Here is a 21624-nt window from a genome sequence, read left to right on the forward strand (position 1 = left end):
AACGCATACTATGAAAATTCCACGAGGTCAACTATAGTCAGAAAGCTGAACAACAAGCCAAAACGCCCAAAAAAGGCGGCAAAAAGCAAGCACCTGCAAGCAACGTGCCGAAATGGTCAAATCCTGATTATGTCAACGAATTAGACCCAAAAATCGTTGATATGCTAGTAGAATTTCACAAGTCACAAGGCACTTTGGAAACTCCCGAGGCGCAAGCAGAAATCGCCCAAAAACGTGAAGAAATCGAGCAAAGGAGAGCTGAGCTTGAGGATAAAAAACAAGAGCTTTTGAACCGCTTGAACAAATAGAGTTTCGCAAGTATTATGCTTACAAATTACTTGAGCAATTAACTAAAATATAAACCCTGCCTTTATATCTAGGCAGGGTTTATATTTTAGAAATTCACGTAGGTTGTTTCGGTTTTTACATACCCAGTATAGTTTGAGTTTCTATAGTATTCAGTGATAAACTTCCATTTTCTTTGAGAAAGATGGATATAAGTACTTGTTATGTAGTATGGATATGGGCTTTGTGAATCCAAGTAAGACTGATAAGCTTGTATACCAAAATATGCTCCACCAATTATTGCACCCCATGGCCCCCCAATACAGAACCTATCTTACCAATCATGTAACTTATTCCAGAACCAATCATGAGGTTAGCGAATGTGTTGGCTAATTTATTCCCATGTATTGGTTGACGTAATTCCAAACATTAGGATCGTATGATCTAAAAGATATATTTAGGTCGATTTCATTCTTTTGATAATCCATATAGAATGACCCATTGACATAGACACCATCAGCACGTTGTTCAATAGTGTCTACACTTCCATCTGGATTGACCACCTCAAGAACTTCATCACTTAAAATATTTACTTGCGTATCTCCGAACCGCACTGATGAGCCATTCTCAAACTGAACCTCACCAGATACAACTTTAGAGTTTGCCGATAAGCTATCATCAGCAAAAACAACAAGCGACGGGGAAATGCTAGACATACAGAAAACAGACATAACGGAAACTCCTTTGTATTTTTGATTTTTTTAAATTTTTATTATACAATAAAACCAAATAAAAAGAAAGCGGTAACAATATGCTTAAGGCGAAAATTTTTTATATATTTTTATATTTGATCGTTATCGAAACTATAGGCTTGTTGTTGTTGAAAAACGGTCTTGAAAGAGGTTATTTAGACACAGAAGCTATTATCCTCGCAGTTTTTTCATTTGCTTTTTACAACCTATGTTCATTCGGTTGGGTCTACTTTACAATAAAAAACCATAAAAAATAAATAGACGTATTTTCAAAAAAAGATTACATATTTATCTAAGTAAAACGACGATTTAAATCGTCGTTTTTTTGTATAACTCCCCCTGAAATTTATTTTAATTATGCAAATTTCACGTATTTTTGGTGCTGAGACAACGATTCTGAGAGCTTTTCAGACTTTGTCTATCATTAGAAAAAAAGCTTAGAGCACCAAAGGATAATGCCTGGTAATATGCGCTTTTTTGATTATGAAAATTAATAGATAAACATGGCATCGCCAAAACTAAAGAAGCGGTAGTGTTCTTGAATGGCATGGTGGTAGGCATCTAAGACTAAGTCACGGCCTGCAAAGGCAGAAACCAACATGACCAGAGTTGATTTTGGCAGGTGGAAGTTGGTTGAGAAGGCATCCACGACCTTCCATTCATAGCCAGGTTTGATAAAGATATTGGTCCAGCCAGAATCTGCTTGGATTTGCCCATCAAACTTGGAACCAATAGTTTCCAAGGTGCGGATAGAAGTGGTTCCGACAGCGATGACACGACCACCATTTTCCTTAACAGAGCGAAGAGTGACAGCCGCTTCCTCAGAAAGCTGATAGAATTCTGAGTGCATTTCGTGTTCGTCCAGATTGTCAACAGAGACAGGTCTAAAGGTTCCGAGTCCGACATGAAGAGTTAGATAGACTAGATGAACTCCTTTAGCTTGGATTTCTGCTAGCAGTTCTTTAGTGAAGTGTAGCCCAGCAGTTGGTGCTGCAGCAGAGCCACTTGCCTTGGCGTAGACGGTTTGATAACGTTCACGGTCATCCAATTTTTCGTGGATATAAGGTGGCAGAGGCATTTCACCCAGACTTTCTAAGACTTCTAGGAAAATTCCTTGGTATTCAAAGCGGACAATACGGCCCCCGTGGCTCAATTCTTCTGTAACGACAGCGCTGAGGCGACCATCACCAAAGCTGACGCGAGTACCAACCTTGAGGCGTTTGGCAGGTTTAGCTAGAACTTCCCACTCATCTCCACTAGTGTTTTTGAGCAGGAGAAGTTCCACATGGCCTCCAGTTTCTTCCTTTTGACCATAGAGGCGGGCTGGGAGAACGCGGGTATCGTTCATGACAAGGGCGTCACCTGGTTCCAGCATATCAATAATAGAGTGGAAGTGTTTATCCTGCATTTCTCCCGTCTCACGATTGACGATGAGGAGTTTAGAGGCATCCCGTTTTTCAAGGGGCGTTTGGGCAATCAATTCCTCAGGCAAGTGGAAATCAAAATCAGCTGTATTCATATATCTGTTCATTCTTTCTAAGTTCTAATCCTATCCATTATAACATGTTTCAAGTTTGGACGCTCTTTTTTTAGAAATTAAATCGTTTTCACTTGACAAAAATTGGTCTATACCATATAATGAATATAGATTAAAACGGAGGATGAAAAGATGAAAGTTATTAAAGTTGAAAACCAAGTTGAAGGTGGAAAAGTTGCTTTTGAGATTTTGAAGGAAAAATTGGCCAATGGAGCTCAAACCCTAGGACTTGCGACAGGAAGTAGCCCACTTGAATTTTACAAGGAAATTGTTGAGAGTGACCTTGATTTTTCAAATCTAACTAGTGTCAACCTTGATGAGTATGTAGGGCTTGATGGGGACAACCCACAGTCTTATCGTTACTTCATGCAAGAAAACTTGTTTAACCAAAAACCATTTAAAGAAAGTTTCTTGCCTCGTGGGGTTAAGGACAATGCTGAAGCTGAAGTAGAACGCTACAACCAAATTTTAGCTGACCATCCAGTTGACCTGCAAATCTTGGGAATCGGTCGCAATGGACATATCGGATTTAATGAGCCAGGTACTCCATTTGACAGTCAAACACATCTAGTAGAACTGGACCAGTCAACTATCGAAGCAAACGCACGTTTCTTTGACAAGATTGAAGACGTTCCAACACAAGCCATTTCAATGGGGATTAAAAACATCTTGGATGCCAAGTCAATCCTTCTCTTTGCTTACGGTGAATCAAAAGCAGAAGCTATTGCTGGAACAGTGTCCGGCCCAGTGACTGAGAGTCTACCAGCAAGTAGCTTACAAAATCACCCAGATGTGACCATCATCGCAGATGCTGAAGCGCTTAGCTTACTTGAAAAATAAAAAGTATAAAAACCACTTGCTCTTTGGAGTGAGTGGTTTTTTACTTCAAATGTTCACTATCCTGCTAAAAGAAATTTTTCTGTAAATTCCCGTAACAGTTGTCGATATTTCATATAAAAAGGTATCCAATAGAAAATTATTAAATGTCTGTAAACTGTGATATAATCGTATTGACTATTTTTTATGATACTATACGATTTTTATTAAGACAGTCGATAGTTGTTGATGCTGGAAACCATGATATAACTGGCAATTCCTGACATGTGAAGAAAGGTTGAAATCCAGCCTGTTATATTTGGTAGAAGCATGGTGAGAGATAGAACGATTAAAAGGATATAAAATAGTTTTAATCCTAAATTGAAATTTTTCCATATACTAAACATATTCATCACCCCACCCGTTACAAAAGCATAGCCAATAGCAGAGATACCCGATGCCTGAATTTCTTGATTCTGTGTTAATATATGGAATACAATTGAAGATATTACCATAGAAGTAATAAAAACTAAAAATACATATTTTGATCCCCTTTTATACTCCAATAGCCCACCAAAAGGAAGTAACATTAAAGTATTTAAAACTAAATGAAACCATATAAACCATACTGGTGCTTCTTTACTTCCATGCATAAATGTACCACTAAAGTATTGCCAACAATAAATTGGCTTTGAATGAAATGCAAATAAGTCATACATTACACTTCCCCAAAAGGTAGTAAGAATTCCTAGCAATAAACAAATTACAACTAAAATACTGACCATAGGGTAAATTTTTATGATTCTTTTCATGTTATAGATTCACTCCTAAATAATACTAATTTTTGCTAATCAATATGTGTCACTATTATATCATTTCCATCTATAAATGTTAATCAATTTTAACAAGATTAACAACAAGATTAAAATTGAAGATAATCAAAATTAAACCGCATTTTTTCTTGACAATTATTCCTTTTACGTGTAGAATATAATAGATATTGAACTTGAAGGGAGTGAAAAAAATGTCTAAAACAGTAGTACGTAAGAATGAATCTCTTGATGACGCACTTCGTCGTTTCAAACGTGCGGTTACTAAAGCTGGTACTCTTCAAGAAACACGCAAACGTGAATTCTATGAAAAACCTTCTGTAAAACGTAAACGTAAATCAGAAGCAGCTCGTAAACGTAAAAAATTCTAATTAGAAATGAAAGGCTAGAGAAATCTAGTCTTTTTCTTTTAAATAAATACTTCAAAGCCTGCAAAAATCTGAAATATCCTCCTACAATTTGATATAATAGTAAAAAGAACTCGATTGAAGGAGGAAATGATGTCGGTTTTAGTAAAAGAAGTGATTGAAAAGCTTAGACTAGACATTGTCTATGGCGAACCAGAATTGCTTGAAAAGGAAATCAATACAGCGGATATTACGCGACCTGGTCTTGAAATGACAGGCTATTTTGACTACTATACGCCAGAGCGGATTCAACTTTTGGGGATGAAGGAGTGGTCATATCTGATTGGCATGCCTTCCAACAGCCGTTATGAAGTTTTGAAAAGAATGTTTCTACCTGAGACACCAGCAGTCATTGTTGCTCGTGGTTTGGTGGTTCCTGAGGAGATGCTAAAGGCAGCTAGAGAATGTAAGATTGCTATTTTAACCAGCCGTACGGCGACCAGTCGTTTGTCTGGAGAGTTATCTAATTACCTTGATTCTCGTTTGGCAGAACGTACCAGTGTTCATGGTGTTTTGATGGATATCTATGGGATGGGTGTCTTGATTCAAGGTGATAGTGGAATCGGTAAGAGTGAGACAGGTCTGGAGCTTGTCAAACGTGGTCACCGCTTAGTAGCAGATGATCGGGTAGATATTTACTCTAAGGATGAAATAACTCTTTGGGGAGAACCTGCTGAAATCTTGAAGCACTTGATTGAAATTCGTGGGGTTGGGATTATCGATGTTATGAGCCTCTACGGTGCGAGTGCGGTCAAGGATTCTTCACAAGTCCAGCTGGCTGTTTACTTGGAAAATTATGATACGCATAAGACTTTTGATCGACTTGGAAACAATGCAGAGGAATTAGAAATTTCTGGCGTAGCCATTCCTCGTATCCGCATTCCAGTTAAAACAGGTCGTAATATCTCTGTCGTGATTGAGGCAGCTGCCATGAATTATCGTGCTAAGGAAATGGGCTTTGATGCGACGCGTTTGTTTGAAGAACGCTTGACAAATCTTATTGCTCAAAACGAGGTGCCTAATGCTTGATCCAATTGCTATTCATCTAGGTCCTCTAGCCATTCGTTGGTATGCCTTGTGTATTGTGACAGGCTTGATTCTTGCGGTTTATTTGACCATGAAAGAAGCGCCTAGAAAGAAGATCATACCAGACGATATTTTAGATTTTATCTTAGTAGCCTTTCCTCTGGCTATTTTAGGAGCTCGTCTCTACTATGTTATTTTCCGTTTTGATTACTATAGTCAGAATTTAGGAGAAATTTTTGCCATTTGGAATGGTGGTTTGGCCATTTACGGTGGTTTGATAACTGGGGCCCTTGTACTTTATATCTTTGCTGATCGTAAACTCATTAATACTTGGGATTTTCTAGATATTGCAGCGCCGAGCGTCATGATTGCCCAAAGTTTGGGTCGCTGGGGCAATTTCTTTAACCAAGAAGCTTATGGTGCAGCAGTGGATAATCTGGATTATCTACCTGGCTTTATACGTGACCAGATGTATATTGAGGGGAGCTACCGTCAACCGACCTTCCTTTATGAGTCTCTATGGAATCTGTTTGGCTTTGCCTTGATTCTGATATTCAGACGAAAATGGAAGAGCCTTAGACGAGGTCATATCACTGCCTTTTACTTGATTTGGTATGGTTTCGGTCGTATGGTCATCGAAGGTATGCGAACAGATAGCCTTATGTTCTTTGGACTTCGAGTGTCTCAATGGCTATCAGTTGTCCTTATCGGTCTTGGAATTTTTATCATTCTATATCAAAATCGAAAGAAGGCCCCTTACTATGTTACAGAGGAGGAAAAGTAAATGTTAGAAGTTGCATATATTCTTGTAGCCCTTGCTTTGATTGTATTTTTGGTGTATCTAATTATCACTGTACAAAAGCTTGGACGTGTTATCGATGAAACAGAGAATACGATTAAAACCTTGACTTCAGATGTGGATGTGACCTTGCATCATACCAATGAATTGCTGGCTAAGGTCAATGTCTTGGCAGATGATATCAATGTCAAGGTGGCAACGATTGATCCACTCTTTAGTGCTGTTGCAGATTTATCTCTATCTGTTTCAGACCTCAATGATCATGCGCGTGTCTTGAGCAAGAAAGCTTCATCAGCTGGTTCAAAAACACTCAAGACTGGTGCAAGTTTGTCAGCTCTTCGTCTTGCAAGTAAATTTTTCAAAAAATAAAAAAGGAGAAACCTTATGGGTAAACTATCCTCAATCCTTTTAGGAACCGTTTCAGGTGCAGCTCTTGCCTTGTTTTTAACAAGCGATAAGGGCAAACAAATTTGCAGTCAGGCTCAAGATTTTCTAGATGATTTGAGAGAAGATCCTGAGTATGCCAAGGATCAGGTCTGTGAAAAACTAACAGAAGTCAAGGAACAGGCTACAGATTTTGTTCTTAAAACCAAAGAACAGGTTGAGTCAGGTGAAATCACTGTGGACAGTGTACTTGCTCAAGCCAAATCATGTGCTCGTCAAGCGACAGAAGCATCAAAAGATCGATTCAATAATCTCAAGGAGCAATGGCAAGAAAAGGCCGAAACTCTCGATGAATCAGAAGAGATTGTGATTGATATAACAGAAGAATAAAATAAATAGTAACTATTCTAGGTCCTATAAACTCTCTAGTGGATTATACCTCTATAGAGCTTATAGGTTTTTTTATGTGGATAAAACCTTGAATGAAAAGAAATTCATCTACTTTTTCTATGAATAGATTTGTTTTCGAAATACAAACAATTAATATATTAATAATATTATCTCTAAATATAAAATTTATCTCGAATTTTAAGCAGTCTAATGCTACATATTTGATTAAATATGTTGAATGTGGTATAATTGAGCTGTGATAGCTGTGATAGCTGTGATAGCTGTGATGTGTAGAATGCTCATCATAGTGATTTTTTATGGTTATATTCCTACTTGGGTTTAGCTATAAAAAATTACTTTTTAATTTGATTTTATGTCTTGACATAAGGAGGAAAAATGGGAAACAAATCGAATTCATTAAGTAGAGTAGAACGTCACCAACGTGAAAAGGTTCTACGCTTCTCTATTCGTAAATATAGCTTTGGTGCGGCTTCAGTAGCTGTTGCAGCACTGATGTTTTTGGGTGCGCGCGTTGCGAGTGCGGATAGTGTAATTGAAAATAATTCACAAAATACCACAGATGTGGTTAAACAGAAAGAGAAGGATAAATCACTTGCAGAGATTCAACAACCTACCGATAACAAAGTAGAGGCTGCACAGAATCCTTCGGAAAAGGAAATAGCAACTAATATTGAAAGCGTTGTCAAAGCGGTTGATAAAGCGAATTTAAGAAAAGTAGTTGAAGAGTTAAATGCTACTCTTTCATCGAAATCAAATCTTGACAACTCAGTTATTTCTCCGATTAAGGACAGAGTTCAAAAAGGACAAGCCTTACTAGATAGTGATACTGCAACACAGAAGGATGTAAATGACCTACTTTCCCTTTTAGAAAATGATTTAACTGTTTTATCAAATGCTACTAAAGAATCAAGCAAGGTTCAAGAAACTACAACTGAGAATAAGACTGAAATCAGAGATAATAAAACTGCTTCTGAACTAAGTGAAGCTGATAAAACTATTTCAGATAAGAAAGAATCACTAAAATTGTCTGCTGAACAATTACAAGCAGCGGTTCTTGAGCTTCCTGAACATGAATCAACTAAAGAAGTATTTGAAAAAGCTAACGAACTCTTGGGATTAGCCCAAGGGGTTATTCAGAATACAACCATTTCTCCTAACGATATTGAAGATTTAACAAAGCGTGTGAAGAGAACGTTTAATTCTGTCAAAATAGCGACTTTGCGTCTAACTTCAGGTAAGAATGACCCACGTAATGGAAATAAAATTGAAGAAGGTTCTCATAATAGAGCGGCATCAATTTCTCCAACATGGGATTCAAGTGACAACTTATTGATTTATCAACGTCACCGTGCAAGTGATGGAAACAGAGTTGTTAGAAATGGATTGACAGAATATACTGAAAAAAAAGTAGATTTATTTGCTAAAACGACAACAATTGGTGGAAATCGCTATGTGGTTTATGATGTCTTCTTTAATAATGATGGTCGAGCTATGGCTAATCAAAGTTACAATCAAATTTATAGATTGATTTTACCGCCTCAAATTTTAGATTTAAATACGGGTTCGAGAAACTTTGGAACGTACAAAACTGATACTATGAGGGATTTAAAATTTGATGTTTATAGAAGAAATGGGGATACTGGAACATTATCTCAAAATCCTGAAAAATTTACAAAAGTAGACAGTCAAAATTTTGATTTCTTGCGAGACTCTGTTTCAAAAGGGCATTTGACTTATTTTAATACCTTAGATATTAGGCATGGTGCGAGTTATGATCAGGATATGAGAGAAACTTTCAGAGGGAATAGTAACGATCCGTTGTTAGCCTACGGAATAACAAGAACTGATACTAGATATAATAAATATTCATATGGTATCGGAATAAAAACAAATGATAAAGATAAAGCTGTGCATATGCATGTGAAAGTTAAATTGAGACAAGGGGTTACTGATGAACAAGTAAGAGATGCTTTTACTTTAGCAGTAGCCGGAACTTATGGTCTTACTACTAACCAAGCATATACATTTGTTTCAGGACGAGATACAAATGAGCCAACATATACAGGATATGATGACCAACCAGTACAACCAACCTTAAGAGAAAAACAAGCAAAACTATATCCTATCCAAGGTAGCACTCATACAAAAGTTGTAGGAGATGTAATTCCAAACACTGGTAATCCTGTAGCAGACAAATATGTTACGCGTAAAGGTAGTGGAGATTTCCCTGCTGGAATGCGCTGGGATTGGAAAAATAATTCTGCTCCAAGTACGGCAAATGCTGGGAAGTTTACTTATACTGCGGTCGCAAGATATCAAGATGGTTCAACTTCGGAAGATGCAAATTCAGGATCAGATGGAAGAGTTCACTTTACGGTTAACCCTAAAAAACCTGTGATTACAGCAAGTGATGTGCAACATAAAAAAGGATTAACAAATCAACGAATCACAGTAAATGTTGGTACAGGGGTTAAAACAGGATCTACAGTTACTCTATATAGTAATGGAAAAGTTATCGGAACAGGAAAAACGAATGGGGCTACAGCAACAATTACTGTAGCAGAAGCATTACCTGGAACACCGATTACAGCCATCACAACTGTCGATAATAATGGGGTTGTGACTTCTGAACGAAGTGAAGGAGTTACTCCAACGGATGCTCCAGATAACCAACCACCAACAGTTAAAATGACTAATCCGACTGATGGAAACAAATCAACTGTATTAACAGACAATGAGTCAACATCTCCGGTAACTCGTATTTATAGAGGGGCAACTTTAAATGTTCCATTATCAATGTATGATAATGATCCTAAAGGTAAAGTAAACTTAAAATATGAAGGTGGGTTACCTAAAGGTGTTACTTTTAACAATGGAACAACTCTTTCAAAAACAGGAGCAGTAGAAAAAAATCCAGGAACAACAAATGTTACGGGAACAGTTGCTGCGGATGCACCATTAGGAAAACATACGGCTACTTTTAAAGTGTCAGACGACCAAAGCGGTAATGTTGATAAAGGCAATAAATCTACGGTGAAATTTAGAACAGAAGTCGTTGATTTAGAGTTTGAAGATGGTAAAGGCGAAATTAAACAAGATGGTACTTTAGTTGTTAAAGGAAATAAAGGTACTTCACTAAATGATGCCAATAGTTACTTAAGAACAACTGATGGAACAACTCACAATGATAGTTTCTTCCCAGGTGGAATGAAATTTAGATTTATTCAACCAGATAATACTGTTAAGAATAATGTTACTTTCAATACACCAGGTAAACATGTTGTAAAAGCAGCAGCTTATTTCCCTGAAAATTATGCGGGTACAAATGGAATTCAAACAGTTCCTCGTACTGGAGTTACAGGTGATAATGTTTCTGAAATTACAAATAGAGCCTATTTAACAAAAAATATTGAAGTTCAAATTAAACCAACTGCGCCAACAGTAACACCAGAAACAAATGGGGATGTTACAGTAACGCCAGTGACTGAAGAAAATGTTAATACATTTAATTTCACTTATAATGATCCGAATAACACACCAAAAACTGTTACAGCAACAAAAACAGGAAATGGATGGACATTAACAAATGCTCCAGCTGATGGTGTAACGATTGATCAAACTACGGGTAAAGTAACAATCAAAGATAGAGCAATAAAAGACTCTATTCCAGTTACAGCAAAATCAGTAACAAAGGATAACGTAGAAAGTGATCCATCAAGAGCTAATTCAAATGTTGGAGATAATGAACCACCTAAATTCAAGTTTACTCCTAATGGAAAAGAAAAAGTAGTGGATGCTACTGGTAGACAAGTTGTGTATGTAACTCCAACGGAAGAGACAGATCTTAATATTGGTGCTGTAACGGATAATTCTGGAAAATTAGTACAAGCTATATTTAGAGAAACTAATGGTAATACATCTAGCGGATTAGGATTCCCAGGATTAAATCATAATGGATTACCTCGTACGGATAATGTAGAAGTAGATGCTCCAAGAAATATCATAGTAACAGGAAAAGTAAGTGAATATAAAACAGGGACAACACCGTGGGCTGATACAGATGAATTTACTCGTGGTATGTATGCAAGAGATGCTGCAACAAATGAGATAAGAAATACGCCTGAACATCCTACAAATGTAGTCTTTAAAGTTTTAACTCAAGCAACAAAATATGTTCCACAAGTTTCAGCTCAACCAGTGAATGTGGATGTTAATGCTACAAGTGCGAAAATTACTCAGTCTGATTTTGACGCACTGAAATCAAATATTACCTTTGATTCAACTCGTGGACCTGTAAAAATAGATAATACAACTACTGGATTGAAGATTTCTATGAAGGAAGACGGAGCTATTAAGCAAAATGCAGATGGTTCTCACTATGTTGGTGCAACTATCGAATATCCAGACCATTCAATAGATGAAATTCAAATTCCTGTCGTAAAAGCGGATGCGAATGAGCCTTCAGCTACAATGGATGGTATGTTGTTAACCAAAGATGAGAATACTACTGCTAATTTTGTAGTATTTAAAGGAGCAAAATTCACTCCTACCTTCAATGTAAGAGATGATAGAAATAAAATTACTAATCTGAAAGTAACAGGACTTCCAAATGGAACTGAAATTGAAAAAACTGGTTCTTGGACAAGTGGAACAAATGTTATGATTGAAGACGCAGCGAATACCTCAACAGATACTGCCACTTTAGGAGACCATGTAGGTAGTGTAGAAGTTACAGATTCAACAGGTAATAAGGGTACTTATAAATATAAATATAAAGTAGTAGATGTTGAAGTTAGAAATAGTCCAAAAACTGTTGAGTTAGGAACTAAACTAGTTGATGCAGCAAATGCAAATAACGGACAAGACTCTCATAATTTTGTAAAAGTAGTCGATGGTCAAAATAATGATGGTGATGATAAATATTACCCAGCAGGAATGAACTTCAAATGGAGTACGAATAATGCTGAAATAACAACTACTACTGAGTTTAACAAACCAGGTGTAGTAACGGATTATAAAGCATTAGTGAAATTCTCATCTGGAGCAGGATATTATACAAAGAGTATCGATGGAAAAACTGTTAAAGTTTATACACCTGCTAGCATCCAAAAAGATGTTATATTCCATGTAGCACCTCCAAAACCAACGTTTAATCAGGATGCAGTATCATCAACAACACGTACAATCAGTGGTACATTAGGTGGATTCACATCAGATGATAGAGTTGTAGAAGTACACTTAAATGATAAAGATAAAACAGTTTTATCAAGCAAAGATGGACAAGTAACCATTAATGGAGATACTTGGACAGCGACATTACCAGATAATGTAAAACTTCGTCAAAGTGAAAATAAAAACGGAGAAACAGAGAAACCATTACCAATTACTGTAGTGAACAAAGTTGGAGATACAAATGTTTCTAAAGTGAGTGACCCTAAAGTCGTTACAATGGGAGATTACTCACCTTCTGCTACAATTGCTGGTAGCAAGCATATCGATGTAACAGTACCACATGATGCAAAACGAATCGAGTTACGATTCCATAACAGCACTGACTCAGATAATACACCAAACAGTATTGTTCTTGTCCGTGATGAAAATGGTGGGGATTGGAAAGTAGATCCTTCTACGGCACCAGCTGGAGTTACAAATGCTAATAACTTTGTAGAAGCTATTACAAATAGTGTAAATGAAGCAAATAAAGCTGAAAACAAAGTAAGTATTACCTTAAAAGAAACAGATAATAATAAAAAACTTCTTATTAAAGAAGAAACTGCTTCAGGAGATAATACAGATAACTATACTAGCGGATTAGGATTACGAGTAGATTACAAACCTGAAACTGGACAAAATGCAACACCAGCAGGAAAATGGCAAGTTATTACAGTAACCAATGATGCTCCAGTAGTAACGTTGAAAGATGCAGCAGTAGGAACACAAGAAAATCCTAAGGTTTACACTGCAGGAACACCACTTACAGCTGATTTACTAAAAGAATTAGTAACGGTATCTGATACTGAAGATGACAGCACTACAGATAAGCCATTTGGTACAGGAAAAGTTAATGTTATTTCAGGACTTCCAGAAAATCCAAGGGCAGGAGTATACACTGTAACGCTTCAACCAGTTGATAGCCAAGGAAAAGCAGGAAATCAAGTAACTGTACATGTAGTTGTAAAAGAACAAAAACCAGCAGCTCCAACTATTGCACAATGGCAAAATGGAAATGTGAAAGTAACGCCACCAACAGATGGAGATAAAGTAACGATTCCATTAACAGATGGAACTGTAACCTTAGTGAAAAATGGAAATGATTGGCAACTTGAAACTCCTAAAGAAGGTGTCGTATTCCGTAATGGTTCATTAGAAATTCCTAAAAAATTAGTAGGAACTAGTGTTACTGCCAAAGCAACAAAAGGTACAGGTGGTTCAGCTGTAGAATCTGATGATGCGACATATACAACAACACCTCATAAAGTAACGACTGTTGATGTTATTAAAGAAGTAGATTCACCATTAACAAATTCTGATTTATCAGGAAAAACAGGGGTTACTGGAGTAGTAGATGGAACTGAAACGAAAGATTTTACCGCAGCTAAGATTACAAGTGTAGTGGAAAAAACATCACCATTACCAAATGTAACTCCGGATAGTAAACATACAATTCCAGTGACAATTACTTATGAAGATGGTTCAACAGAAACAACTGATGTAATTGTTAAGGTGAAACCGCAAGCTCCAACAGTAACACCAAAAGAAAACGGAACGGTAGAAATCACACCGATATTAACTGGAGAAGGAACTACTACTATCACATATACAGGTGAAGATAATACGCCACAAACAGTAACAGTAACAAAAACCGGAGATGGAACTTGGACAAGTTCTGATCCAACAATTGCTGTTGATGCAAATGGTAAAGTGATTATTCCTGCAGATAAAGTAAAAGATGGTTCACCAGTTACTGCACAAGTGACAAGTAAAACAACAGACTTAACAAGTCAATCATCTACAGAAACTGCTGGAAAACCATTAACAGTTGAAGTAGGAACACCGGTAGATGCGATTGAAAATAAAGCATATACAAGTGATAAAGTGGTAACACCTAATAAAGACAATAGTACAATTACTCCAACTCCTAAGAATGGACTAACTGTAACTCCTGATGGTAAAGTTACTGGAACGCCAGATGTTAAAGACTGGGGAGAAATTGAAGAAAATCGTACTGTAACGATCAAAGTGACTGTAACTCATGAAGGTGACACACCAGTTGAAAAAGATGTTGTAGTCAATGTATTAAGGGATACTGATGGAGATGGAACACCAGATAAAGATGATCTAGATGATGATAATGATGGTATTCCAGATGATCAAGATAAAAATCCAAAAGTAGCAGATGAACTAACAGGAACAGTGACACCACCGACTCCTATGAAAGAAAAAGCTGAAGTTCCACCGGTTACAGTTGTAACAACAAATAAACCAGGTGCTACAATTACAACAGAAAATCCACCAGTAAATGAATTATCAGTTAACGGAAATGGTGAGTTAACAGGAACTCCAACAGTAGATAATTGGGACAAAGATGAAGAAGAACGTCAAATTAACATTCCTGTTAAGATTACAAAAGAAAAAGATGGAAAAACTGGAAAAGAAACTGAGGAAATTAAGGTAGAAGTTCCGGTAACGATTCTGAGAGACACAGATGGCGATGGAATTCCAGATAAAGAAGATGCAGATGATGATAACGATGGAATTCCAGATGACGAAGAGAAGAAAAACGGAACAGATCCAAAAGTTCCTACGACTCAAACTCCAACAATAGGAATTACTCGTAAAGAAAATGGTGATGCAATTGTAACACCAACGAAACCAGGTGGAGGAACATATCCACCAGGAACAACTGTAACGATTCCAGGAAATGACAATACTCCAATTGAAGTAACCATTGGAAATGACGGTTCAGGAACAGTTCCAAATGATAAACTTCCAAAAACTGATAAACCAGGAACAGGAACAGTAACAGAGCCAAATAAAGCACCATCTAAACCTGTAGAGGTAACAACACCAGCTCGTAAACCATCAACAATAGAGTTAGAACAAGATCCAAAAACAGGAGACGTAACTGTAACACCTAAGAAACCAGATGGGTCAACATACCCACCAGGAACAACAGTGGAAATTCCAGGTAAGAATGGAACACCTATTATCGTAACAATAGAAGAAGGCGGTAAAGGAAAAGTTTTAAACAATGATTTACCAGAAGATAAAACACCAGGAACAGGTAAAATTACAGAAAATGGTAAAGATCCTGAAGATGTTAAAGTGGAAACACCGAAACGAATTGATCCAACGTTGCCAGAAACAGATGCTCCAACAGAAATAGCAATTACTCGTAAGGAAAATGGAGATGCTATTGTAACACCTAAGAAACCAGGTGGAGGAACATATCCGCCAGGAACTAAGGTAGAAATCCCAGGAGAAGATGGAAAAACTATTGAAGTAACAATTGGAAATGATGGTTCAGGAACAGTTCCAAATGATAGCTTACCAAAAGATGCTAAACCGGGAACTGGAACAGTAACAGAACCGAATAAGAAACCATCGCAACCTGTAAATGTGACAACACCAGCCCGTAAGACACCAACAGTTGAGTTGGAACAAAATCCAAATACTGGTGATGTAACCGTAACACCTAAGAAACCAGGTGGAGGAACATACCCACCAGGAACAATTGTGGAAATTCCAGGTAAAGATGGAAACCCAATTAGAGTAGAAATTGGACAAAATGGTAAGGGTACAGTTCCGAATAGTGAATTACCAGACGGAAAAACTTCAGGTAATGCTAAGATAACAGAACCGAATAAACCTGTTGAAAATGTAACTGTTGAAACGCCAGCCCGTAAGACACCAACAGTAGAGTTACAACAAGATCCAGACACAGGAGAAGTAACCGTAACACCTAAGAAACCAGATGGGTCACCATATCCAAGTGGAACTAAGGTAGAAATTCCAGGTAAGAATGGTACACCAATCGTTGTAACAATTGGAGAAGACGGTAAAGGAAAAGTACCAAATAAAGACTTACCAGACGGTAATATTTCAGGTCCGGGAACAATCACTGAACCTGGTACAGGAAAAACACCAGAAAAAGTTACTGTAGAAACACCAGCTCGCTTAACACCAGCCTTAGTATTAGATCAAGATCCAAATACAGGAGATGTAACCGTAACACCTAAGAAACCAGATGGAACAATATATCCACCAGGAACTAAGGTAGAAATCCCAGGAAAAGATGGAACGCCGATTGTGGTAACAACTGGACCAGATGGAAAAGTAATTATTCCAAATAAAGACTTACCAGACGGAGAAATTCCAGGAACAGGTAAGATCACACCACCAGGTAAACCTTCTGTTGAATTAGAAGTGAAAACACCTAAGAAACTAGATCCAAATGAACCACAAACAGAAAAACCAGAAAAACCAGGTGGAATCGAAATTACAAGAAAACCAAATGGAGATGCTATAGTAACACCTAAGAAACCAGATGGAACAACATATCCACCAGGAACCAAGGTCGTTATCCCAGGTGATCATAATACTCCAATCGAAGTGACTATCGGAGATAATGGATCAGGTGAAGTGCCAAATGATAAACTTCCAAAAGGAGATTTACCAGGAAAAGGTATCGTAACAGAACCGAATAAGAGACCATCACAACCAGTTGATGTAACAACGCCAGCGCGTAAGACACCGACAGTTGAGTTGGAACAAGAACCAAGTACAGGGGATGTAACAGTAACGCCTAAGAGACCAGATGGTTCAATTTACCCACCAGGAACGAAAGTAGAAATTCCAGGTAAGAATGGAACACCAATCGTCGTAACAATTGGAGAAGATGGTAAAGGAAAAGTACCAAATAAAGATTTACCAGAAGGAGATGTTCCAGGAACAGGTAAAATTATAGAACCAGGAAAACCTGATGAAAATGTTAATGTGACAACACCTTCACGTAAAACACCAACAGTTGAGTTGGAACAAGATCCAGATTCAGGTGATGTAACCGTAACACCTAAGAAACCGGATGGAGGAACATATCCACCAGGAACTAAGGTAGAAATTCCAGGTAAGAATGGAAATACAATCACTGTAACAATTGGGGAAGATGGCAAAGGAAAAGTACCAAATAGTGAATTGCCAGATGGTAAAGTACCAGGAAAAGCTAAGATTACAGAACCAGGTAAACCAACTGAAGAAGTACCAGTGGTAACAACACCAGCCCGTAAGACACCAACGGTTGAGTTGGAACAAGATCCAAGTACAGGTGATGTAACAGTAACGCCTAAGAGACCAGATGGTTCAATTTATCCACCAGGAACTAAGGTAGAAATTCCAGGTAAGAATGGAAACACCATCACTGTAATAATTGGACAAGACGGTAAAGGTAAAGTACCAAATAATGAATTGCCAGATGGTAAAGTACCAGGAGTAGCTAAGATTACAGAACCAGGAAAACCAACTGAAGAAGTACCAGTGGTAACAACACCAGCGAAACTTGTTCCAACAGTTGAGTTAGGACAAGATCCAAAAACTGGAGATGTAACAGTTTCACCTGCTACTAATGGAGATTCTGGTCAAGATAAACCTGCACCTGCACCAACAACTCCAATTCCAGATGCAGTTACTCCGAATGCAGATCAGGTAGATACTAAGACTACTATAGATAATGGAGCTAAATCAAATGATTCTCAAAATGTATTGCCAAATACAGGAACAGAATCAAATGCGACTCTTGCATCTCTAGGACTTCTTGGTATGCTAGGCGGTCTCGGACTTGCTCTTGGAAAGAAAAAAGAAGACTAAAAATGTAGTCAAATGAACAATCATTCTTTTGTATTGTAAAGACAAACTAGATTGGTTATGGGAATCGTGTTAGTCATAAAATACAAAGAATGATTAGATAAAAAAAGCGAACAATGCTAGGATTTTGTTAAACGGAATTCTAAGTATTGTTCGCTTTTTGTGGTATAATAATTACTATGCAGAAGAAACCAACGTCAGCCTATGTGCATATCCCGTTTTGTACCCAGATTTGTTATTATTGTGACTTTTCAAAGGTCTTTATAAAAAATCAGCCGGTAGATAGTTATTTGGAACATCTGTTAGAAGAGTTTCAATTTTATGATATTCAAAAGTTGCGAACTCTCTATATCGGTGGTGGGACACCAACAGCCCTGTCAGCTCCGCAACTGGAGGTGTTATTGAAGGGCTTAACTAAAAACTTGGACTTGTCTGCCTTGGAAGAGTTGACCATTGAAGTCAATCCAGGCGATTTGGATGCGGATAAGATAGCCGTTTTGAAGAACTCGGCTGTCAATCGTGTTTCGCTAGGTGTGCAGACCTTTGATGACAAGATGCTGAAAAAAATTGGGCGTAGTCATTTGGAGAAGGACATTTATGAAAATATCGACCGCCTGAAACTGGCTGGTTTTGACAATATCTCTATTGACTTGATTTATGCACTGCCTGGTCAGACTATGGAGCAAGTTAAGGACAATGTGGCTAAGGCCATTGGGCTGGATATTCCCCATATGAGTTTGTATAGCTTAATTTTGGAAAATCATACGGTCTTTATGAATCGTATGCGACGAGGGAAATTGCCTCTGCCTAAGGAGGAACTGGAAGCTGAGATGTTTGAATATATCATCGCAGAGCTGGAGCGAGCAGGTTTTGAGCATTATGAAATTTCCAATTTCTCCAAACCCGGTTTTGAAAGTCGGCACAATCTCATGTACTGGGACAATGCTGAATACTATGGCATCGGTGCTGGGGCATCCGGCTATGTCAACGGAGTACGCTATAAAAATCATGGTCCCATTCGTCATTATCTCAGTGCAGTTGAGGAAGGCAATGCGCGTATCACAGAAGAACACCTGAGCCAAAAAGAGCAGATGGAAGAAGAAATGTTCCTGGGACTCCGCAAGAAATCAGGAGTCTCTATGGCGCGATTTGAGGAAAAATTTGGACGATCTTTCGATGGACTTTATGGAGAAATTGTCAAGGACTTGGTTCAACAAGGTCTCATGCAAATAGAGGGTGACCGAGTGCGCATGACAAAAAGAGGTCTCTTTTTGGGGGACACCGTAGCAGAACGATTTATTTTGGAGTAGAATTATGGGCTTAACTTATCAGATGAAAATGAAAATTCCTTTTGATATGGCGGACATGAACGGTCATATCAAGCTCCCAGATGTGATTTTGCTATCCCTACAAGTTTCAGGGATGCAGTCTATTGAACTAGGAGTTAGTGATAAGACTATCTTGGAAGAGCATAATCTGGTCTGGATTATCACAGATTATGATATTGAGGTGGTTCGTTTGCCTCGTTTTGCGGAAGAAATCACTATCGAAACGGAAGCTCTGAGCTACAATCGACTCTTTTGCTACCGTCGCTTTACCATTTATGATGAAGCAGGACAGGAACTCATCCACATGTTGGCGACCTTTGTTCTCATGGACCGCGACAGTCGAAAAGTCCATGCTGTCGAACCTGAGATTGTGGCTCCTTACCAGTCTGATTTTGATAAAAAACTTATCCGTGGACCAAAGTATGAGTCCTTGGAAGAACCATTCAGCAAGGATTACCATGTTCGTTTTTACGACTTGGATATGAATGGCCATGTCAATAACAGTAAATACTTGGACTGGATTTTTGAGGTCATGGGAGCAGATTTTTTGACCCAGTATATTCCCAAGAAAATCAACCTCAAGTATGTAAAGGAAGTGCGACCAGGTGGGGTAATTACATCGGCTGTTGAGCGGACTGGACTGGAAAGCAAGCATGAAATTACAAGCGACGGTGCTACCAATGCCCAAGCAATCATCACTTGGCAAGAAATAAAAAAGGATTAAGGAGAAATAGATGAAATATAAAGGCTATTTAATTGACTTAGATGGAACCATTTATAAGGGCAAAGACAGAATCCCAGCGGGGGAGGCTTTTGTCCATGAATTGCAAAAGCGAGACATCCCCTATCTTTTTGTGACCAACAATACAACCCGCACTCCTGAGAGTGTTCAGGAGATGTTGGCTCAGAATTTTAATATCGATACACCTCTATCGACTGTTTACACAGCAACTTTAGCGACTATCGACTATATGAACGACTTGGGGCTTGAAAAGACTGTCTATGTCATCGGAGAAGCTGGGCTCAAGGAAGCCATCAAGGCTGCTGGTTATGTGGAAGACAAGGAGAATCCTGCCTATGTGGTAGTAGGTCTGGACTGGCAAGTCGATTATGAAAAATTTGCGACAGCAACTCTTGCTATCCAAAAGGGAGCTCATTTTATCGGAACCAATCCTGACCTCAACATCCCGACAGAACGTGGTCTTTTACCTGGAGCAGGTTCGCTAGTAACTCTCCTTGAAGTAGCAACACGAGTGAAGCCTGTTTATATCGGAAAACCAAATGATATCATTATGGACAAGGCGGTTGAGCACTTAGGCTTGAAACGTGAAGAGTTGATTATGGTTGGGGACAACTATCTGACAGATATTCGAGCAGGGATTGACAATGGCATTCCAACGCTCTTGGTGACGACAGGTTTTACCAAGGCAGAAGAAGTAGCAGATCTACCAATCGCACCGACTCATGTGGTTTCTAGCCTTGCGGAGTGGGATTTTGATGAAAACTAAACTGACCTTTTGGGGCTCTATGCTCTTTCTCTTCTCTCTTTCAATCCTTCTGACCATTTATCTAGCTTGGATTTTCTATCCTTTTGAAATTCAGTGGCTGAATTTAACAGATCGGGTTTATCTAAAACCAGAAACCATTCAGTACAACTTTCATATCTTGATGAATTATCTGACCAATCCTTTTAGTCAGGTCTTGCAGATGCCTGATTTTCGTTCGTCAGTTGCTGGGCTACACCATTTTGAGGTGGTTAAGAACCTCTTTCACTTGGTTCAGCTAGTAGCCCTAGTGACACTGCCAAGTTTCTATTTCTTTGTCAAAGGGATTGTGAAAAAGGGCTTTTTATCTTTATTCAGTAAAGGGCTTTTGGCTCTAGTGGTTTTGCCTTTACTGATTGGGCTTGGGGGAGTTTTGATTGGTTTTGACCAATTCTTTACCCTTTTTCATCAAATTCTCTTTGTAGGAGATGATACCTGGCTTTTTGATCCAGTCAAGGATCCAGTGATTCTGATTTTGCCAGAGACCTTTTTCCTCCATGCCTTCCTCCTCTTTTTCGCCCTCTATGAAAGCTTCTTTGGTTTTCTGTACCTGAAAAGTCGTAGGAAATAATACTAAAGATGTTCTTATTTTGAGTAAATAAGTTAGGTATGTGATTCGAAACGATTGTCAAGAGTGAATTAACT

Annotated in this window: 15 protein-coding genes and 1 pseudogene; 13 read left to right on the plus strand and 3 right to left on the minus strand. The window is 38.2% G+C overall.

Annotated features, from left to right (window positions below; genetic code table 11):
- The first annotated feature begins 104 nt into the window (after positions 1 to 104).
- Entirely contained in the window at positions 105 to 308 is a 204-nt protein-coding gene (locus RWO85_RS00920; RefSeq protein WP_001127305.1) for a hypothetical protein, read from the plus strand.
- A gap of 86 nt (positions 309 to 394) precedes the next feature.
- Here the strand turns inward: RWO85_RS00920 and RWO85_RS00925 are convergent.
- Positions 395 to 1001 (minus strand): annotated as a pseudogene (locus tag RWO85_RS00925) (hypothetical protein).
- Between the two features lie 95 nt (positions 1002 to 1096).
- Here RWO85_RS00925 and RWO85_RS00930 point away from each other — a divergent pair.
- Complete coding sequence (locus tag RWO85_RS00930; protein WP_314413394.1) at positions 1097 to 1294, plus strand: hypothetical protein; 198 nt, start codon at positions 1097 to 1099, stop codon at positions 1292 to 1294.
- A 233-nt stretch (positions 1295 to 1527) separates the two neighbouring features.
- Here RWO85_RS00930 and queA read toward each other — a convergent pair whose 3' ends face one another.
- Positions 1528 to 2556, minus strand: a complete 1029-nt coding sequence (gene queA / locus RWO85_RS00935; protein ID WP_314413546.1) for a tRNA preQ1(34) S-adenosylmethionine ribosyltransferase-isomerase QueA — start codon at positions 2554 to 2556, stop codon at positions 1528 to 1530.
- Between the two features lie 150 nt (positions 2557 to 2706).
- Between queA and RWO85_RS00940 the strand changes: the two genes are divergently transcribed.
- Positions 2707 to 3414, plus strand: coding sequence for a glucosamine-6-phosphate deaminase (locus tag RWO85_RS00940; RefSeq protein WP_033683351.1), 708 nt, complete (start codon positions 2707 to 2709; stop codon positions 3412 to 3414).
- A gap of 203 nt (positions 3415 to 3617) precedes the next feature.
- Here RWO85_RS00940 and RWO85_RS00945 read toward each other — a convergent pair whose 3' ends face one another.
- Positions 3618 to 4202: a rhomboid family intramembrane serine protease gene (locus RWO85_RS00945; protein WP_124788294.1), complete on the minus strand. Its 585-nt coding sequence runs from the start codon at positions 4200 to 4202 to the stop codon at positions 3618 to 3620.
- A gap of 212 nt (positions 4203 to 4414) precedes the next feature.
- Between RWO85_RS00945 and rpsU the strand changes: the two genes are divergently transcribed.
- The 10 genes from rpsU (at position 4415) to RWO85_RS00995 (ending at position 21550) form a co-directional block, all read left to right on the plus strand.
- Positions 4415 to 4591: a 30S ribosomal protein S21 gene (gene rpsU, locus RWO85_RS00950; RefSeq protein WP_000048054.1), complete on the plus strand. Its 177-nt coding sequence runs from the start codon at positions 4415 to 4417 to the stop codon at positions 4589 to 4591.
- 129 nt (positions 4592 to 4720) lie between these two features.
- On the plus strand, positions 4721 to 5656 hold the full coding sequence (gene hprK, locus RWO85_RS00955) for an HPr(Ser) kinase/phosphatase (RefSeq protein ID WP_185695991.1): 936 nt from the start codon (positions 4721 to 4723) through the stop codon (positions 5654 to 5656).
- Entirely contained in the window at positions 5649 to 6437 is a 789-nt protein-coding gene (gene lgt / locus RWO85_RS00960) for a prolipoprotein diacylglyceryl transferase (RefSeq protein ID WP_314413395.1), read from the plus strand. The genes hprK and lgt overlap by 8 nt, the downstream gene beginning before the upstream one ends.
- On the plus strand, positions 6438 to 6821 hold the full coding sequence (locus RWO85_RS00965) for a DUF948 domain-containing protein (RefSeq protein WP_399553535.1): 384 nt from the start codon (positions 6438 to 6440) through the stop codon (positions 6819 to 6821). It begins immediately after the preceding gene.
- 15 nt (positions 6822 to 6836) lie between these two features.
- The gene (locus tag RWO85_RS00970; RefSeq protein WP_314413397.1) at positions 6837 to 7226 is read left to right on the plus strand and encodes a YtxH domain-containing protein; all 390 of its coding nucleotides are present in this window, start codon (positions 6837 to 6839) and stop codon (positions 7224 to 7226) included.
- Between the two features lie 396 nt (positions 7227 to 7622).
- Positions 7623 to 18110 carry a YSIRK-type signal peptide-containing protein gene (locus RWO85_RS00975; RefSeq protein ID WP_314413399.1) on the plus strand — a complete coding sequence of 3496 codons (10488 nt, stop codon included), beginning with the start codon at positions 7623 to 7625 and terminating at the stop codon, positions 18108 to 18110.
- A gap of 176 nt (positions 18111 to 18286) precedes the next feature.
- Positions 18287 to 19417, plus strand: a complete 1131-nt coding sequence (gene hemW / locus RWO85_RS00980; protein ID WP_314413400.1) for a radical SAM family heme chaperone HemW — start codon at positions 18287 to 18289, stop codon at positions 19415 to 19417.
- A 4-nt stretch (positions 19418 to 19421) separates the two neighbouring features.
- Positions 19422 to 20159 (plus strand): acyl-[acyl-carrier-protein] thioesterase, encoded by a 738-nt coding sequence (locus RWO85_RS00985; RefSeq protein WP_314413401.1) that lies wholly within the window; start codon positions 19422 to 19424, stop codon positions 20157 to 20159.
- Positions 20160 to 20169: 10 nt separating this feature from the next.
- Positions 20170 to 20943, plus strand: a complete 774-nt coding sequence (locus tag RWO85_RS00990; RefSeq protein ID WP_314413403.1) for a TIGR01457 family HAD-type hydrolase — start codon at positions 20170 to 20172, stop codon at positions 20941 to 20943.
- The gene (locus RWO85_RS00995) at positions 20933 to 21550 is read left to right on the plus strand and encodes a TIGR01906 family membrane protein (protein WP_314413405.1); all 618 of its coding nucleotides are present in this window, start codon (positions 20933 to 20935) and stop codon (positions 21548 to 21550) included. Before RWO85_RS00990 ends, RWO85_RS00995 begins: the two co-directional genes overlap by 11 nt.
- Positions 21551 to 21624 lie beyond the last annotated feature (74 nt).

Source organism: uncultured Streptococcus sp. (assembly GCF_963521865.1).
GTDB lineage: Bacteria > Bacillota > Bacilli > Lactobacillales > Streptococcaceae > Streptococcus.

What these genes read in the sequence shown, in the direction of transcription:
- RWO85_RS00930 (WP_314413394.1), top strand. Translation starts at nt 1,097, where the DNA reads ATGCTTAAGGCGAAAATTTTTTATATATTTTTATATTTGATCGTTATC.
- queA (WP_314413546.1), bottom strand. Translation starts at nt 2,556, where the DNA reads ATGAATACAGCTGATTTTGATTTCCACTTGCCTGAGGAATTGATTGCC.
- RWO85_RS00940 (WP_033683351.1), top strand. Translation starts at nt 2,707, where the DNA reads ATGAAAGTTATTAAAGTTGAAAACCAAGTTGAAGGTGGAAAAGTTGCT.
- RWO85_RS00945 (WP_124788294.1), bottom strand. Translation starts at nt 4,202, where the DNA reads ATGAAAAGAATCATAAAAATTTACCCTATGGTCAGTATTTTAGTTGTA.
- rpsU (WP_000048054.1), top strand. Translation starts at nt 4,415, where the DNA reads ATGTCTAAAACAGTAGTACGTAAGAATGAATCTCTTGATGACGCACTT.
- hprK (WP_185695991.1), top strand. Translation starts at nt 4,721, where the DNA reads ATGTCGGTTTTAGTAAAAGAAGTGATTGAAAAGCTTAGACTAGACATT.
- lgt (WP_314413395.1), top strand. Translation starts at nt 5,649, where the DNA reads ATGCTTGATCCAATTGCTATTCATCTAGGTCCTCTAGCCATTCGTTGG.
- RWO85_RS00965 (WP_399553535.1), top strand. Translation starts at nt 6,438, where the DNA reads ATGTTAGAAGTTGCATATATTCTTGTAGCCCTTGCTTTGATTGTATTT.
- RWO85_RS00970 (WP_314413397.1), top strand. Translation starts at nt 6,837, where the DNA reads ATGGGTAAACTATCCTCAATCCTTTTAGGAACCGTTTCAGGTGCAGCT.
- RWO85_RS00975 (WP_314413399.1), top strand. Translation starts at nt 7,623, where the DNA reads ATGGGAAACAAATCGAATTCATTAAGTAGAGTAGAACGTCACCAACGT.
- hemW (WP_314413400.1), top strand. Translation starts at nt 18,287, where the DNA reads ATGCAGAAGAAACCAACGTCAGCCTATGTGCATATCCCGTTTTGTACC.
- RWO85_RS00985 (WP_314413401.1), top strand. Translation starts at nt 19,422, where the DNA reads ATGGGCTTAACTTATCAGATGAAAATGAAAATTCCTTTTGATATGGCG.
- RWO85_RS00990 (WP_314413403.1), top strand. Translation starts at nt 20,170, where the DNA reads ATGAAATATAAAGGCTATTTAATTGACTTAGATGGAACCATTTATAAG.
- RWO85_RS00995 (WP_314413405.1), top strand. Translation starts at nt 20,933, where the DNA reads ATGAAAACTAAACTGACCTTTTGGGGCTCTATGCTCTTTCTCTTCTCT.